The sequence below is a fragment of the Variovorax guangxiensis genome, from assembly GCF_003952165.1.
In the GTDB taxonomy this organism is placed as follows: Bacteria; Pseudomonadota; Gammaproteobacteria; order Burkholderiales; family Burkholderiaceae_C; genus Variovorax; species Variovorax guangxiensis.
In genome coordinates this window covers 141,816-156,222 of the sequence record NZ_RXFT01000015.1, presented here as the reverse complement: position 1 = coordinate 156,222, position 14,407 = coordinate 141,816, and the positions used below count along the sequence as shown (strand labels likewise).

Below are 14,407 nucleotides of genomic sequence, written 5' to 3'. Positions count from 1 at the left end.
ATACTTTCCGATCTGGCATGAATCAACCTACGATGGAACGAAGCGACCTGGCGCTTGTGCTCGCGATCCGCGACCAGGGCAGCCTCGCGGGCGCGGCTGCCACGCTCGACGTGGTGCCATCCGTCGTCACCAAGCGGCTGGGCGCGCTGGAGGCTCGCCTGGGCCAGCGCCTGTTCGAGCGCACCACGCGGCGCCTCAGCGCCACGGCCGAGGGCGAGGCCATCTGCCTGCATGCGCGGGCGCTGCTCGAAGGGTTCGCCGCGCTGGAGAGCGAGCTTGGCGAACGGCAGAACGAGCTGACCGGCACGCTCCGGCTGGCTGCCACCTTCGGCTTCGGCAGGCTCTGGCTGGGCCCGGCGCTGGCCGCCTTCCAGGCGCGGCATCCGGCGCTGCAGATAGAGCTGGTGCTCACCGAGCAACTGCCCGATCTCGGCGCCGAGGGCTACGACGGCGCGGTGTGGCTCTGGGCCGTGCAGCAGCGCCACGCTGCCGACTGGGTCTCGCGGCGCATCGCGCGCAACCAGCGCGTGCTGGCCGCCGCGCCCGACTACCTGAAGCGCCGTGGCACGCCAGCCACCATCGAGGCGCTGTCCTCGCACGACTGCCTGGTCGCCCGCGAGAACGGCGACGCCGCCGGCCAGCGCCAGCACGCGGTCTGGACGCTGCGCCATGCGCGCGACGGCAGCACGGCGCGCGTGCGCGTGCAGGGGCCGCTGGCCAGCAATTCGGGCGAGATGGTGCGCGACTGGTGCATGGCCGGGCACGGCATCATGCTGCGCAGCTTGTGGGACATCGCACCGCAGCTCGCGAGCGGCGAGCTTGTGCGCCTGCTGCCGCAGTACGCGATGGCGGAGGCCGACATCCACTGGATCGCGCCCTGGCGGCCGAAGACGCCGCGCCGCGTGCGACTGCTGGTCGACCACCTCGTCGAGCAGTTCCGCAGCGAGCCCTGGAAGCCGGGCAAGGCCGAATCACGCTAGATATAAGAAAGGAAGGCAGTTCAGCGGCTGCCGCTTCGCACCACGAGGCTCACCCCCACGGCGGTAAGCCCGATGCCCAGCACCGTCACCAGCGTGATCGGCTCGGAGAACAGCAGCCACGCCATCACGGCCGTGCAGGGTGGCACCAGGTAGAGCAGGCTGGTGACGGCAGTGGCCGTCCCGCGCTGGATCAGCATGTAGAGCAGCGAGCTGCCACCCAGCGACAGCGCCAGCACCGACCAGGCCATCGCGCCGCCGGAATGCAGGTTCCACTGGATGCTGTCCGTCTCCAGCGCCGCGAACGGCAGGGTGACGAGCACGGCGGCCGCCATCTGCACGGCGCTCGCGCTGCGCACGTCGCAGGGCGCGACGAAGCGCTTCTGGTACAGCGTGCCCGCGGTGATCGACAGCAGCGCCATCAGCGCGAGCGACATCGTCTCCACGCTGACCTCGCCGCCCTGCCCCAGCTTGCGCAGCACAACCAGTACCAGGCCGGCGAAGCCCAATCCCAGCCCGACCCACTGGCGCCCCGTGATTCGCCCGCCGGTGAAGGAGAGCCACACGGCCGTCAGCACCGGCTGGATGCCGACCAGCAGCGCCACCAGCCCCGCGCCCATGCCTTCGCGCACCGCGGCCCAGACGCCGCCGAGGTAGCCCGCCTGCATCAGGATGCCGGTGACGGCGAGGTGCGCCCACTGGGCCCGCTGCTTCGGCCATTCGACCCGCGCCAGCGCGACCCACGCGGCGAAGCAGGCCAGCGACAGCGCGAAGCGCACGGCGAGGAACTTGAGGGGTGGCGCATACGGCATGCCGTAGCGCGCGACGATGAAACCCGTGCTCCAGATCAGCACGAAGACCGCGGGCATCGCCCGCAGCCAGCCCGCGCCGCGGGCCGGGGTTGCCGATGTCATTTGATTATTTGGTTCGGGCCCGGATTTCCGGAATGGCCTTCTGCAGGTAATACACCATCGACCAGATGGTGAGCACGGCCGAGATCCAGATCAGCCACTGGCCCCAGACGCCGGTGTCGATCACCTTGAACAGGCGCCCGTCATAGAGCAGGAACGGAATGGCGATCATCTGCACTGTCGTCTTGACCTTGCCGATCATGTGCACCGCCACGCTCTTGCTGGCGCCGATCTGCGCCATCCATTCGCGCAGCGCCGAGATGGCGATCTCGCGGCCGATGATGATGAGCGCCACGAACACGTCGGCCCGGTTCAGGTGCACCAGCACCAGGAGCGACGCGCACACCAGGAACTTGTCGGCCACCGGATCGAGAAAGGCACCGAAGGCCGAGGTCTGGTTGAGCCGGCGGGCCAGGAAGCCGTCGAGCCAGTCGGTGGCGGCGAAGACGATGAACATGACCGTGGCGATCAGGTTGCGCATCGGCTCGGCCATCGGCAGGTAGAACACACCGACGATCAAAGGGATCGCGACGATGCGCGTCCAGGTCATGATGGTCGGCAGGGTCCAGAACATCGCTTGATTGTGTCATGGCCGCGCCACCCCCTCGCGGGGGTCAGGCGCTCAATGCAACGCCTTGTAGATTTCTTCCGCCAGGTCGGAGGCGATGCCCTCGACCGAGGCGATGTCCTCGATACTCGCCGCCGCCACGCCCCGGATGCCGCCGAAGCGCTGCAGCAGGCGCGCGCGCCGCTTCGGCCCGATGCCCGGGATGTCTTCGAGCTGGCTGCCGCCCACGCGCACCTTCGCGCGCTTGGCCCGCATGCCGGTGATGGCGAAGCGGTGCGCCTCGTCGCGGATCTGGGCCACCAGCATCAGCGCGGCCGAGTCCTTGCCGAGGTAGACCTTCTCGCGGCCGTCGGCGAACACCAGCTCTTCAAGGCCTACCTTGCGGCCCTCGCCCTTCTCGACCCCCACGATCAGCGACAGCGGCAGGCCCAGTTCGCCGAACACCTCGCGCGCCATCGACACCTGCCCCTTGCCGCCATCGACCAGCACCAGGTCGGGCATGCGGGCGGTGCGCGGCTTGGGCGGCGCCTCGCTGCCGTCGCTTTCGGCATCGCCCGGAGGCAGGGCGTCGGTCTCGGCGGCCATGGCCTCGGCCAGCTTGCCATAGCGGCGGTGCAGCACCTGGCGCATGGCGGCGTAGTCGTCGCCGGGTGTGATGCCCTCGATGTTGTAGCGGCGGTACTCCTTGTTCTGCATGGCGTGGTGCTCGAACACCACGCAGGAGGCCTGCGTCGCCTCGCCCGCGGTGTGCGAGATGTCGAAGCATTCGACGCGGAAGTTGTCGAGGTCGTCCGAAGCCAGCTCCAGCGCATCGGCCAGCGCGCGCGTGCGCGCCTGCTGCGAGCCCTCTTCGGCCAGCAGCCGGGCCAGCTGAAGCTTGGCGTTGGTCTCGGCCATTTCCAGCCAGTGGCGGCGCTGCTCGCGCGGCTGGAACACCGCCGTCACGCGCGAGCCGGCCTGCTGCGAGATGGCCTCGATCAGCTCCCGGCTCACCTGCTCGCTCAGCACCAGCGTGGCGGGCACGGGCACGTCGATGTAGTGCTGGGCGATGAAGGCCTCCAGCACCTGCACCTCGACCGGATCCGCGACGGCCGGCGGCGCGCCCTCCTCGTCGTCGAGCTCGCCGTGATGGATCTGCGCCGCGTCTTCCACGTGCACAGGGAAGTACGGCCGGTCGCCCAGGTGCCGTCCGCCGCGCACCATCGCGAGGTTCACGCAGGCCTTTCCGCCCTGCACCTTCACCGCGAGGATGTCTACGTCCTTGTCGGATGCGATCTCGATGGACTGCTGGTGCAGCACGCGCGAGATGGCCGACATCTGGTTGCGCAGATCGGCCGCCTGCTCGAATTCGAGCTTCTCGGCATGCGCCGTCATGCGCTGCTCGAGCTTGGAGAGCACGAGCTGCGTGTCGCCCATCAGGAAGGCTTCGGCGCTGGCCACGTCCTGCGCATAGGCCTCGGGGCCGATGTGGCCCACGCAGGGGCCGCTGCAGCGCTTGATCTGGTACAGCAGGCAGGGCCGCGTGCGGTTGGCGTACACCGTGTCCTCGCAGGTGCGCAGTCGGAACACCTTCTGCAGCAGCTGGATGGATTCCTTCACCGCCCATGCGCTCGGATACGGCCCGAAATAGCGGTGCTTCTTGTCGACCGCGCCGCGGTAGTAGGCCAGCCGCGGAAACTGGTGCGAGGCGATCTTCAGGTAGGGGTAGCTCTTGTCGTCGCGAAACAGGATGTTGTAGCGCGGCTTGAGCGTCTTGATGAGGTTGTTCTCGAGCAGCAGCGCCTCGGCCTCGGAGCGCACCACCGTGGTTTCCATGCGCACGATCTTCGAGATCATGTGCCCGATGCGCGTGCCGCCGTGGTTCTTCTGGAAGTAGTTGGCGACCCGCTTCTTCAGGTTGCGCGCCTTGCCCACGTAGAGCACCGCCCCGGCCGCGTCGAAATAGCGGTACACGCCGGGCAGTTGCGGCAGGGCCGCGACTTCGCTGAGCAGTTGTTCGGAATGCACGTCTGACATGGCGGCTATTGTGGCGCGCGCCATGCGGCCCCGGCGGCCGCCTGCGCGCAAACCCCGACACCGACTGGAACGGAATGTGCTGAAGATAGGGCGCGGGCGCGAGGAGCGCCCGTGGTTTTCACACATACCTACTCGGGAAATCTCATGACTCAAAACAACAACAGACGCGCCGTCTGGTGCGCGCTCACGCCCGTCGCGCTCTCGCTGAGCCTGGCGGCCTGCGGGGGCGGCTCCAACAACAACGATGCGCAGAACACGGCGGCCGCCCTCGCGGTCATCGCCGCGATCAACGCAGCGAACCAGCCGGCTCCGGCCGCACCCGATAACGGCTGCCTCATCCCAAGCGGCAGCTCGTCCGTGGTGGTCGGCTCCGGCGACGCCGGCGACCCCGCAGCCCCCGAGCCTGCATCGGGCTACGTGCCCGGCCACAAGCTGGTCTACGCCAAGAACTACATGGTGGTCGCGAACCATCCGCTGGCCACCCGCGCAGGCTGCGACGTGCTGAAGGCCGGCGGCAGCGCCGTCGACGCGGCGGTAGCCGTCCAGGCGGTACTGGGCCTGGTCGAACCGCAGTCCAGCGGCCTGGGCGGCGGCGCCTTCATGCTGCACTATGACGCGGCGACGAAGAAGGTACAGGCCTACGATGGCCGCGAGACCGCGCCGGCTGCCGCCAACGAGAACTACCTGCGCTACATCGACCCGACCGGCGCCGACACAACCCCGCCCAAGCCCGGCGGCGCGCGTGCCAGCGGGCGCTCCATCGGCACGCCGGGCGCGGTGCGCATGCTCGACATCGCCTACCAGGACCACGGCAAGCTGCCGTGGAAAGACCTCTTCAGCTACGGCATCACGCTGGCATCGGACGGTTTCCAGATCGGTGGACGCATGGCCGCTGCCATCTCGTCGTCGGCCACCAGCCTCAAGCGCGACGCCGAGGCCACGGCCTACTTCTTCAACGCCGACGGGTCACCGAAGACGCTGGGCACGAAGTTGCAGAACCCGGCCTATGCGAAGACGCTGAACGCCATCGCCACGCAAGGCGCCAACGCCTTCTATACGGGCAGCATCGCGCAAGGCATGGTCGACAAGATCGGCATCACGACCGCCGCGAACGACGGCTCGGCCATCACGCCCGGCATGACCACCATGGCCGACCTGGCCAACTACAAGGCCAAGCGTCGCGACCCGGTCTGCGGCACCTATCGCGATTACTACGTGTGCAGCATGTCGCCGCCGTCATCGGGCGGCATCGCGGTGGTGGCCAGCCTGGGCATCCTCGAGACTTTCAACATGAGCCTGTACAAGCCGACGGCCATCGACATCGAAGGCGGCAAGCCGACCGTGATGGGCGTGCATCTGGTGAGCGAGGCCGAGCGCCTGGCCTATGCCGACCGCGACAAGTACGTGGCCGACACCGACTTCGTGCCGCTGCCGGGCAACTCGGTCGACACCATGATCAACAAGCCCTACCTGCAGAGCCGCGCCAGCCTCATCAGCCTGTCGAAGAGCATGGGCCTCGCGCAGGCCGGCAACCTGGGTTCGGTTCCGCTGGGCATCGACAAGACCGAGGAGCACGGCACCACGCACTTCACCATCGTGGACAAGAATGGCAACGTGGTCGTGATGACCACCACGGTGGAAAGCACGCTGGGCTCGTTCCACATGACGCAGGGCTTCATGCTGAACAACCAGCTCACCGACTTCTCGGCCAACCCCGACGACACCAGCGTGACTCCGAGCGTCAAGGTCGCCAACCGCGTCGCCCCCGGCAAGCGTCCGCGCAGCACGATGGCTCCCACGCTTGTGTTCAGGAAGAACGCCGACGGCAGCATGGGCGAGTTCGTCATGGGCACCGGCTCGCCAGGCGGCGGCACGATCATCCAGTACGTCGTGAAGACACTGGTGGGCGCGCTCGACTGGGGCCTCGATGCACAACAGGCCACGTCGCTGGTCGACTTCGGCGCCACCAACTCTCCCGCCAGCGCCGGTGCCAGCTACAGCGCCACCAACGTGGGCGGCGAGCATCCCAACGTGAACACCGGCAACAACGGCAACGACGACCCGCTGATCGTGGGACTGCGTGCCCTGGGTCACACGGTGAACTTCGGCGCCCAGTCCAGCGGTGTCAGCACCGTCATCCGCACGAACGTCGGCGGCAAGACCGTGCTGACCGGCGGCGCCGACCCGCGGCGCGAAGGCATCGTGCTGGGCGACACCTTCACGCCCTGAACGGGCCGCGTACTACGCCTTACTTCGCGAGTTCGCTGACCAGCCGGTACAGGAACTCGCGCCCGTCGTACAGGCGCTGGATCTCGATGCGCTCGTCCAGCCCGTGCGAGCGCGCGTCGGAGGGCTCCACGAACAGGCCGCTCACGCCGTACATCGGGATGCCGGCGTTGCGCATGAAGCGGCTGTCGGTGGCGCCGGTGCTCATCGCGGGTATCACCGGCACGCCGGGCCACATCTGCTGGGTGATCGATTCCACCGTCTTGACCAGGTCGCCGTTCAGCGGCGAGGCCGGGCTGCGCAGCGGCTTGCCCATGTTGCGCACCACGATCTTGTCGTTGCCCACGACCTGGGTCAGCTGGCGCTCGACTTCGTCCGGGTCGTCGTGCGGCAGGATGCGGCAGTTGACCGTAGCTTTCGCCGACTGCGGCAGCGCGTTCTCGGCATGGCCGGCCTGCACCATGGTCGCCACGCAGGTGGTGCGGAACTGGGCGTTGTAGGCCGGGTTGGCCGACATGCGCTCGATCACCGACGCGTCGGGGTTGCCGCTGCCGACCGCGCGCATGTCCTCGGCGAGCTGGCCGGTGGCGAACGGTGCGCTGCGCGCGAAGTAGGTCTTGGTGACGTCGGCGAGCTTCACCGGAAAGCTGTAGTTGCCCAGCCGCTCCAGCGCGGCCGAGAGTGCGTAGATCGGGTTGGTCTTGGTCGGCACCGAGCTGTGGCCGCCCACGTCGCGCGCCTCCAGCATGTAGGTGGTGTACATCTTCTCGGCCACCTGCATGCGGTGCAGGTTGGGCTTGCCGCCGCGCAGCTCACCGCCGCCGCCTTCGTTGATGCCGAACTCGGCCTGCAACAGCTCGGGCTTGTTGTTGATGAGCCAGAAGGCGCCGTTGCTCAGCGCGTCGCCGCGTTCCTCGTCGGCGGTCAGCGCGAGGATGACGTCGCGCTTCGGCCTGAAGCCTTCCTGCTTGAGCTGCCCCACCACGGAGACCAGCGCCGCGGCCATGGCCTTGTCGTCGATGGCGCCGCGCGCGGTGAAGTAGCCGCCGGTCTCCTGCAGCTTGAACGGGTCGGTCTTCCAGTCCTCGCGCCGGGCCTCGACCACGTCGATGTGCGCCAGCAGCAGCAGCGGCTTCTTGCTGCCGTCGCCCTTGAAGCGCAGCACCATGTTGCCCTTCTTGGGGAAGGGTTCGAATATCTGGATGTCGCCGGGGGCGAAGCCCGCCTCGATCAGGCGCTTTTCCATGGCCCGCGCCGCCGCGGTGTTGTCGCCGACCGAGTGGGTGGTGTTGATCTCGATCAGCTCCTTGTAGATGTCGTGGAAGCGCTGCTGCTGCGGCGTGAGCGACTGCGGAGCCTGCGGCTGCGCCACTGCGGCTGTCGTGCCGCAGAAGCCGCAGAGGGCCAGGGAGACGGCGAGCACGGTCTTTGCGGCGCGGAAGGTCTGCATCCTCATGGGTTCTCTCTCCGGTGGTGGTTGTCCGGACAGCATAGCAAGCGCCATCGGCGAACACGGGCACACTCGCGACCATGCAATCCAGCCAATCGAAGCAGTGGGACATCTTCTGCAAGGTCATCGACAACCACGGCGACCTGGGCGTCTGCTGGCGGCTTGCCCGCCAGCTGGCCGCCCTCGGCGAGCGCGTGCGGCTGTGGATCGACGATGCGACGGCGCTGGGCTGGATGGCGCCGTCGGGCCATGACGGCGTGCAAGTGATCGACTGGCTCGATCCCTCGGCGCTGCGGGCGGCCGTGGCGCAGCCAGCGCCCGACGTGCTGATCGAAGGCTTCGGCTGCGACCCGGCGCCGGAGCTGGTCGCCCGTTTCGCCGAGCGACCGGGCATTGCCTGGATCAACCTCGAATACCTGTCTGCGGAGCCGTACGTGGAGCGGCTGCACGGCTTGCCCTCGCCGGTGTTCAAGGGCCCCGGCGCCGGACTGACCAAGCGCTTCTTCTATCCCGGCTTCACGAGCGCCACCGGCGGACTGCTTCGCGAGCCCGACCTGATGGAGCGCAGGTCGCGCTTCGATCGCGCATCCTGGCTGTCGGCACGACAGATCCCTTGGCGGCAGGACGAACGCCTCGTCTCCCTCTTCTGCTACGAGCCCCCCGCGCTGGCCGGACTGCTGGCTCGCCTCGCCGAAAGCAGGCAGCCCACTCGCCTGCTGGTAACGGCCGGCCGTGCCGCGCAGGCGGTCCAGGCTCTGCAGGGAAGCGCGCCGCTGCTCCATGGCCGCGGCGCGCTATCAATTTCATATCTGCCCTATCTCACCCAGCCCGACTTCGACCACCTGTTGTGGGCCTGCGACCTGAACTTCGTGCGTGGCGAGGATTCGCTGGTGCGCGCGCTCTGGGCCGGAGCGCCGCTGATCTGGCAGATCTATCCGCAGGACGACGACGCCCACCATGAAAAGCTGAACGCCTGGCTCGACTGGCTAGGCGCACCGCCCTCGCTGAGGCTTTTCCACCACGCGTGGAACGGCTTTGGCGACACAGCCCTCCCCGAGCCGGAAATGCACGGCCCGTGGCTGGAAACAGCCCGGGACGCCCGCGCGCGGCTGCTCGCGCAGGACGACCTGATTACCCAATTGCGGAAATTCGTCACCCAAAAAAGCTAAAATGGTGGGCTTTGCGGATTTCGGCCCGGATTTCATCGATCCGGAATGTCTTCCGCTAAACCTGCCGCGGGACATGTACCGCGGGGCCAGCCGAACGGCAAACCAAAGCCCCGCGCACCGAGCGGCCAACATCCAGAGACCCTGTTATGAAAATCGCTCAAGAAATCCGCGCCGGCAACGTCATCATGCACGGCAAGGACCCGATGGTCGTCCTCAAGACCGAATACAGCCGCGGCGGCCGCAACTCCGCCACCGTGCGCATGAAGATGAAGAGCCTGATCGCCAACTTCAACACCGAAGTGGTCTTCAAGGCCGACGACAAGATCGACCAGATCGTGCTCGACAAGAAGGAGTGCACCTACTCGTACTTCGCAGACCCCATGTACGTCTGCATGGACACCGAATACAACCAGTACGAAGTCGAAGCCGAGAACATGGGCGACGCCCTGAACTACCTCGAAGACGGCATGGCCGTCGAAGTGGTGTTCTACGAAGGCAAGGCCATCTCGGTGGAACTGCCGACCAGCGTCGAGCGCGAAATCACCTGGACCGAGCCGGCCGTCAAGGGCGACACCTCGGGCAAGGTCATGAAGCCCGCCAAGATCGCCACCGGCTTCGAAGTGCCGGTTCCGCTCTTCGTCTCGCAAGGCGACCGCATCGAAATCGACACGCGCACCGGCGAATACCGCAAGCGCGTCTGAGTCCCGGCTTCCCCGGCTGACCACCACCCCGAAAAAGGCTCCGCAAGGAGCCTTTTTCGTTTCCGGGCATGATGGTTGCGACGCTGCACAATCACCCGGACAACCTGTCCGCTTTCTCCATGAACAACACGCACAACCTTCACGACAAGCGCCTGGCCGATGCCTGGGCCACGCTCCAGGCCCATGCGGACCAGGGCCTTCCGCTCGACCCCGATCCTTCGCGCATCGCCTTCGCCGACCCCGAATTCCTGCTGCGCCGCGAGACGCGCGGCATCCGCATGCAGCTCGAGCTGATGAAGCCCGACATCGAGCAGCGCGCCCATGGCATCGAGAACACCGTGGTGGTGTTCGGCAGTGCGCGCTTCCGCAGCGAGGAAGACGCAGCGGCCATGATCGCGCAGGCCGAGCTCAGCGGCGACACGGCCGCATCCGAGCGCTGGCGCCGGCTGGCGCGCAACTCGCACTACTACGAGAAGGCGCGCGCATTCGGCAAGCTGGTGGCCCAGTACAGCAACGACAGGGAGCCGCAGGACAAGCTCTTCATCTGCACCGGCGGCGGCCCCGGCATCATGCAGGCGGCCAACCGCGGTGCGCACGAAGGCGGCGGGCTTTCGGTGGGCCTGGCCATCGCGCTGCCGATGGAAGAGGAAGCCAACCCCTACGTCACGCCGGCGCTGAGCTTCAAGTTCCACTACTTCGCCATCCGCAAGATGCACTTCATGATGCGTGCGAAGGCGCTGGTGGCATTCCCGGGCGGCTTCGGCACGCTCGACGAGCTGTTCGAGGTGATCACGCTGGTACAGACCAAGAAGTCGAAGCCGGTGCCGATCGTGCTCTTCGGCTCCGACTACTGGAAGCGGCTGATCGACTTCGACTTCCTCGTCGACGAGGGCGTGATCTCGCCGGGCGACGTGAAGCTCTTCGAATACGTCGATGCGCCCGAGGATGCCTGGAGCGCGATCAAGCGCTTCTACAAACTCTGAACGTGCACTGAAGCCGCCGCTTGATCGCCTCGGTCGGTGCATCAATCGGCGCTGTCATCCTCATCCTCCGCCGGATGCAGCGCCTGCTCGAAGAACCTCGTGAGCGCCCGCGCGCGGCGCTTGCGCTCCGAAGCGCCGGTCTGCCCGGTCGCCACGGCATCGTCGGCCACGCCGTGCAGCGCATTGAAGAGGATCACGGCCGTGAGCGTCGCATCCTCCACGTCCCAGAAGCCGGCGCCATCGCCCTGCTTCAGCAAGCCCGCCAACTGCGCGATGACGGCGTTGTCGTTGCGCATGCGGCGGTCTTCGGGGCGGTATTCGTGGAAGACGACGTCGTGCAGTGCGACGTTGTCGAGGTAGATCTCGAGCCCCGTCTCCACCCAGGCCTTCAGCCGGGCGTGATAGTTGCCCGGCCGTTGGCGGTCCATGGCCTCCTGCAGCCGCTCGCAGAAGATGTCGACGAAGCGCTGCTGCAAGGCGCCGAGCAGCGCCTCCTTCGACGGAAAGTACAGATAGAAGGTGCCCTTGGCCACCTGCGCGCCGGCGGCGATGTCGTCGATGCTCGTGGCGGCGATGCCCTTGTCGATGAAGAGGCGCTGGGCCGCCTCCATCAGCGCGGCTGCGCGCGTCTCGGGAGCCTTGGTGCGCCGGCGCTGGGAAAGCTCGCCATCGGCACCGGGGGAATTCGTGGCGGTGTCGCCGCTCGGGGTCATCTATCGTCGCCTTCGGGCCGTTGATGAAGGCCTAGATACTGACTTCGGGTCAGTAGATTGTCAAAGGGATGGGAAGTACTCCTGTCCCGGATGTGGATTACGAGCCACGCGCCCGCCGGATCAAACCTTCAGGCCCCAGGTCGCTCTCGCTCCGATCGCCACCACACCTCCCACCACCCAGAACACACCGGCAATGCCGATCAGCGCGCCGAGCGAGCCGAACAGCATCGGCATCGCCACGCTCGACGCGTTGATGGTCATCAGCCGCAGCCCCAGTGCCTCGCCGTGCCGTGTGTGCGGCGTGATCTGGTGGAGCATGCTCATCACCATCGGTTGCACCGCGCCCAGGGCGAAGCCGAGCACCACAGAGCAGATGCCCATGGTCCAGGCCGAATCCAGCAGCGGATACACCGCGAACACCAGCGCCGTGACCGCTGTCGAGGTCAGGATCACGTTGCGTTCCGAGGCGCGCGAGGCGATCACCGGCAGCACCACGCGGATCACCGCCGCCGCGATGGCGAAGGCGCCGAGGATCGAGCCGATCACCGAAGCGCTGATGCCCCGGTCGTGCCCCAGGATCGGCAGCACGAAGGCGTGCACGTCCCAGCTCGACGACTGCAGCCAGTTCACGAACAGCAGGCGGCGGAACATCGGCTCGCGCAGCAGGTCCCAGGCGCGCGTCGGCTTGGCGCCGGCGGGCGGCGGAGCTGGCGGCGGTTCGTCCGCGCCGCGCGCAAGCATCCAGCAGAGGATGGGCAGCGCCGCCATCACCGCGAAGGAGATTCGGAACGCGAGCATGTCGGCCGGCGCGCGGCCCGCGTGGTCGATCAGCATGCCCGCCAGGAACGGCCCGACGAAGTTGGCGACGGCCGGCGCGATGGCCAGCCAGCTGAACACGCGCTTGAGCTGCGTCGCGTTGGTGGCCGAGCGCCCCACGTGCCGCTGCAGCGCGATCACCGTCGCGCCGGTGGCGCCGCCGGTCAACAGCGCCGCGAGGCACATCACCGGGAATACCGGAAAGATCACCACCAGCCCCGCGCCGACGACCGCGGCGACGACGGACAGCCACAGCGGCCGCTTGAAGCCGTACCGGTCGGCAAAGCGCCCCGCCGGCAGTGCGAGAAAAACCTGGGTCAGCGCAAAGAGGGAGATCAGCACGCCGACCGCCGCCGCGCTGTAGCCCTGTTGGAGCGCCAGCAGCGGCGTGGCGAGCCGCATGCCGGCCATGGTCGCGTGCAGGCACACCTGGGCGCCGATCACACGCAGCAGTTCGGAACCTTTCACGGGGAGTTCTCGCCCTCTTCTTTCTCGTTGTTGTCGGCTTCGGTGCCGGAGGTGGTGGGCGGCAACAGCGCCTGGGCCTGTGCCTCGGGCAGTGCCTCCACCTTGCGCAGCGCCAGGCGCATCTGCCGGGCGCGCGTGTCGGCCTTGTCGATGGTGTCGGAGGCCTTGGCCACCTGCTCCTTGATGCGGGCGACCCACTCGCCGTAGCGCTCGAATTCGGTCTTGACCGCGCCCAGCACCTTCCAGACCTCGGAGGCCTGCCGCTCCAGCGCGAGCGTGCGAAAGCCCATGTGCAGGCTGTTGAGCATCGCGAGCAAGGTGGTGGGGCCGGCCAGCGTCACGCGGTGCTGGCGCTGCAGCGCGTCCATCAGGCCGGGCCGCCGCAGCACCTCGGCGTAGAGGCTTTCCACGGGCAGGAACAGGATCGCGAAATCGGTGGTGTGCGGTGCCGCAAGGTAGTTGTCGGCGATGGACTTGGCCTCGGTGCGGATGCGCGCCTCCAATGCCTTCGCCGCGAGTTCGACGCCCGCCGCATCGGCGCGCTCGTGCGCGTCGATGAGCCGCTCATAGTCGTCGCGCGGAAACTTGGCGTCGATGGGCAGCCACACCGGCGCGCCATCGTCGCCGCGGCCGGGAAAGCGGATGGCGAAGTCCACGCGCTGCCCGCTGCGCGGCTTGGTCTCGACTTGCCTGGCGTACTGCTCGGGCGTGAGCACCTGCTCGAGAAGCGCCTCCAGCTGCACTTCGCCGAACATGCCGCGCGTCTTCACGTTGGTCAGCACGCGCTGCAGGCTGCCGACGCCCACGGCCAGCGTCTGCATCTCGCCCAGGCCCTTGTGCACCTGCTCGAGCCGGTCGGCCACCTGCCTGAAGCTTTCGCCAAGGCGCGCTTCAAGCGTGGTCTGCAGCTTCTCGTCGACGGTCTTGCGCATCTCGTCGAGCTTGGCGGCGTTGGTCTGCTGCAGCTGCGCGAGCTGCGCCTCCATGGTCGCGCGCACTTCCGACAGGCGCCGCGCGTTCGATTCGCTCAGCCCCTGCAGTTGGTTGTTGAGCGTGTCCGCCAGCGTCTTCTGCAGCGACGCGAGCTGCAGCGCGAAGGCGTCGAGCTGCGCGTTCTGCGTGCGCGTGGCCTCGGCGCCCTGCTGCACCAGTGCCCGCTGGAAGGTGGCGAAGGCCTGCGCGGTTTCCTGCCGGGCACCGCGCGAGCTCTCGCCGATGTCGTTGCGCAGCTCACGCTCGGTGCGCTCGTTGGCCGCGCCCAGCGTGGCCAGCATGCGCGACACCTCGCTGAGGTCGGGCGGAGGCTGCCGGCGGGCCAGCAGCCAGATCACCAGCACGAGTTGGATGGCCGCGAGCACGGCCAGTCCGACGAGGATCAGCGAGGAGTCCAAGGTCCGGTTGCGCTCCTG

At 67.7% G+C, this 14,407-nt stretch carries 12 protein-coding genes; 5 read left to right on the top strand and 7 right to left on the bottom strand.

Going from position 1 to position 14,407, the window contains the following annotated elements:
* Positions 1-32 precede the first annotated feature (32 nt).
* Entirely contained in the window at positions 33-980 is a 948-nt protein-coding gene (locus EJP67_RS27640; protein ID WP_165909713.1) for a LysR substrate-binding domain-containing protein, read from the top strand.
* 20 nt (positions 981-1,000) lie between these two features.
* On the opposite strand, the gene EJP67_RS27635 is transcribed toward EJP67_RS27640, so the two are convergent.
* Genes EJP67_RS27635 through uvrC form a run of 3 tightly spaced genes read right to left on the bottom strand, consistent with a single transcriptional unit; the run spans position 1,001 to position 4,472 of the window.
* Positions 1,001-1,891 carry a DMT family transporter gene (locus EJP67_RS27635; protein WP_126024937.1) on the bottom strand — a complete coding sequence of 297 codons (891 nt, stop codon included), beginning with the start codon at positions 1,889-1,891 and terminating at the stop codon, positions 1,001-1,003.
* A 4-nt stretch (positions 1,892-1,895) separates the two neighbouring features.
* Positions 1,896-2,462 carry a CDP-diacylglycerol--glycerol-3-phosphate 3-phosphatidyltransferase gene (gene pgsA, locus EJP67_RS27630; protein WP_093051202.1) on the bottom strand — a complete coding sequence of 189 codons (567 nt, stop codon included), beginning with the start codon at positions 2,460-2,462 and terminating at the stop codon, positions 1,896-1,898.
* Positions 2,463-2,510: 48 nt separating this feature from the next.
* Positions 2,511-4,472 (bottom strand): excinuclease ABC subunit UvrC, encoded by a 1,962-nt coding sequence (uvrC, locus tag EJP67_RS27625; protein ID WP_126024936.1) that lies wholly within the window; start codon positions 4,470-4,472, stop codon positions 2,511-2,513.
* Between the two features lie 144 nt (positions 4,473-4,616).
* On the opposite strand from uvrC, the gene EJP67_RS27620 reads away from it, so the two are divergent.
* Positions 4,617-6,701, top strand: coding sequence for a gamma-glutamyltransferase family protein (locus tag EJP67_RS27620; protein WP_126024935.1), 2,085 nt, complete (start codon positions 4,617-4,619; stop codon positions 6,699-6,701).
* 19 nt (positions 6,702-6,720) lie between these two features.
* Here the strand turns inward: EJP67_RS27620 and EJP67_RS27615 are convergent, their stop codons facing one another.
* Positions 6,721-8,154 carry a M20/M25/M40 family metallo-hydrolase gene (locus EJP67_RS27615; RefSeq protein WP_126024934.1) on the bottom strand — a complete coding sequence of 478 codons (1,434 nt, stop codon included), beginning with the start codon at positions 8,152-8,154 and terminating at the stop codon, positions 6,721-6,723.
* A gap of 74 nt (positions 8,155-8,228) precedes the next feature.
* On the opposite strand from EJP67_RS27615, the gene earP reads away from it, so the two are divergent.
* The 3 genes from earP (at position 8,229) to EJP67_RS27600 (ending at position 11,001) form a co-directional block, all read left to right on the top strand.
* The gene (gene earP, locus EJP67_RS27610; protein ID WP_126024933.1) at positions 8,229-9,317 is read left to right on the top strand and encodes an elongation factor P maturation arginine rhamnosyltransferase EarP; all 1,089 of its coding nucleotides are present in this window, start codon (positions 8,229-8,231) and stop codon (positions 9,315-9,317) included.
* 146 nt (positions 9,318-9,463) lie between these two features.
* Entirely contained in the window at positions 9,464-10,018 is a 555-nt protein-coding gene (gene efp / locus EJP67_RS27605; protein WP_126024932.1) for an elongation factor P, read from the top strand.
* A 119-nt stretch (positions 10,019-10,137) separates the two neighbouring features.
* Positions 10,138-11,001, top strand: coding sequence for an LOG family protein (locus EJP67_RS27600; RefSeq protein ID WP_126024931.1), 864 nt, complete (start codon positions 10,138-10,140; stop codon positions 10,999-11,001).
* A gap of 41 nt (positions 11,002-11,042) precedes the next feature.
* On the opposite strand, the gene EJP67_RS27595 is transcribed toward EJP67_RS27600, so the two are convergent.
* The 3 genes from EJP67_RS27595 to EJP67_RS27585 form a co-directional block, all read right to left on the bottom strand.
* A complete protein-coding gene (locus EJP67_RS27595) occupies positions 11,043-11,714 on the bottom strand; it encodes a TetR/AcrR family transcriptional regulator (protein ID WP_126024930.1) in 672 nt (223 codons plus the stop codon).
* A 120-nt stretch (positions 11,715-11,834) separates the two neighbouring features.
* Entirely contained in the window at positions 11,835-12,998 is a 1,164-nt protein-coding gene (locus EJP67_RS27590) for an MFS transporter (RefSeq protein WP_126024929.1), read from the bottom strand.
* Positions 12,995-14,389 (bottom strand): DNA recombination protein RmuC, encoded by a 1,395-nt coding sequence (locus tag EJP67_RS27585; protein ID WP_126024928.1) that lies wholly within the window; start codon positions 14,387-14,389, stop codon positions 12,995-12,997. Before EJP67_RS27585 ends, EJP67_RS27590 begins: the two co-directional genes overlap by 4 nt.
* Positions 14,390-14,407: the final 18 nt, after the last annotated feature.

Bases quoted from the DNA above. Each gene is read 5' to 3' on its own strand.
- EJP67_RS27640 (WP_165909713.1), top strand. From the start codon at position 33: ATGGAACGAAGCGACCTGGCGCTTGTGCTCGCGATCCGCGACCAGGGC.
- EJP67_RS27635 (WP_126024937.1), bottom strand. From the start codon at position 1,891: ATGACATCGGCAACCCCGGCCCGCGGCGCGGGCTGGCTGCGGGCGATG.
- pgsA (WP_093051202.1), bottom strand. From the start codon at position 2,462: ATGTTCTGGACCCTGCCGACCATCATGACCTGGACGCGCATCGTCGCG.
- uvrC (WP_126024936.1), bottom strand. From the start codon at position 4,472: ATGTCAGACGTGCATTCCGAACAACTGCTCAGCGAAGTCGCGGCCCTG.
- EJP67_RS27620 (WP_126024935.1), top strand. From the start codon at position 4,617: ATGACTCAAAACAACAACAGACGCGCCGTCTGGTGCGCGCTCACGCCC.
- EJP67_RS27615 (WP_126024934.1), bottom strand. From the start codon at position 8,154: ATGAGGATGCAGACCTTCCGCGCCGCAAAGACCGTGCTCGCCGTCTCC.
- earP (WP_126024933.1), top strand. From the start codon at position 8,229: ATGCAATCCAGCCAATCGAAGCAGTGGGACATCTTCTGCAAGGTCATC.
- efp (WP_126024932.1), top strand. From the start codon at position 9,464: ATGAAAATCGCTCAAGAAATCCGCGCCGGCAACGTCATCATGCACGGC.
- EJP67_RS27600 (WP_126024931.1), top strand. From the start codon at position 10,138: ATGAACAACACGCACAACCTTCACGACAAGCGCCTGGCCGATGCCTGG.
- EJP67_RS27595 (WP_126024930.1), bottom strand. From the start codon at position 11,714: ATGACCCCGAGCGGCGACACCGCCACGAATTCCCCCGGTGCCGATGGC.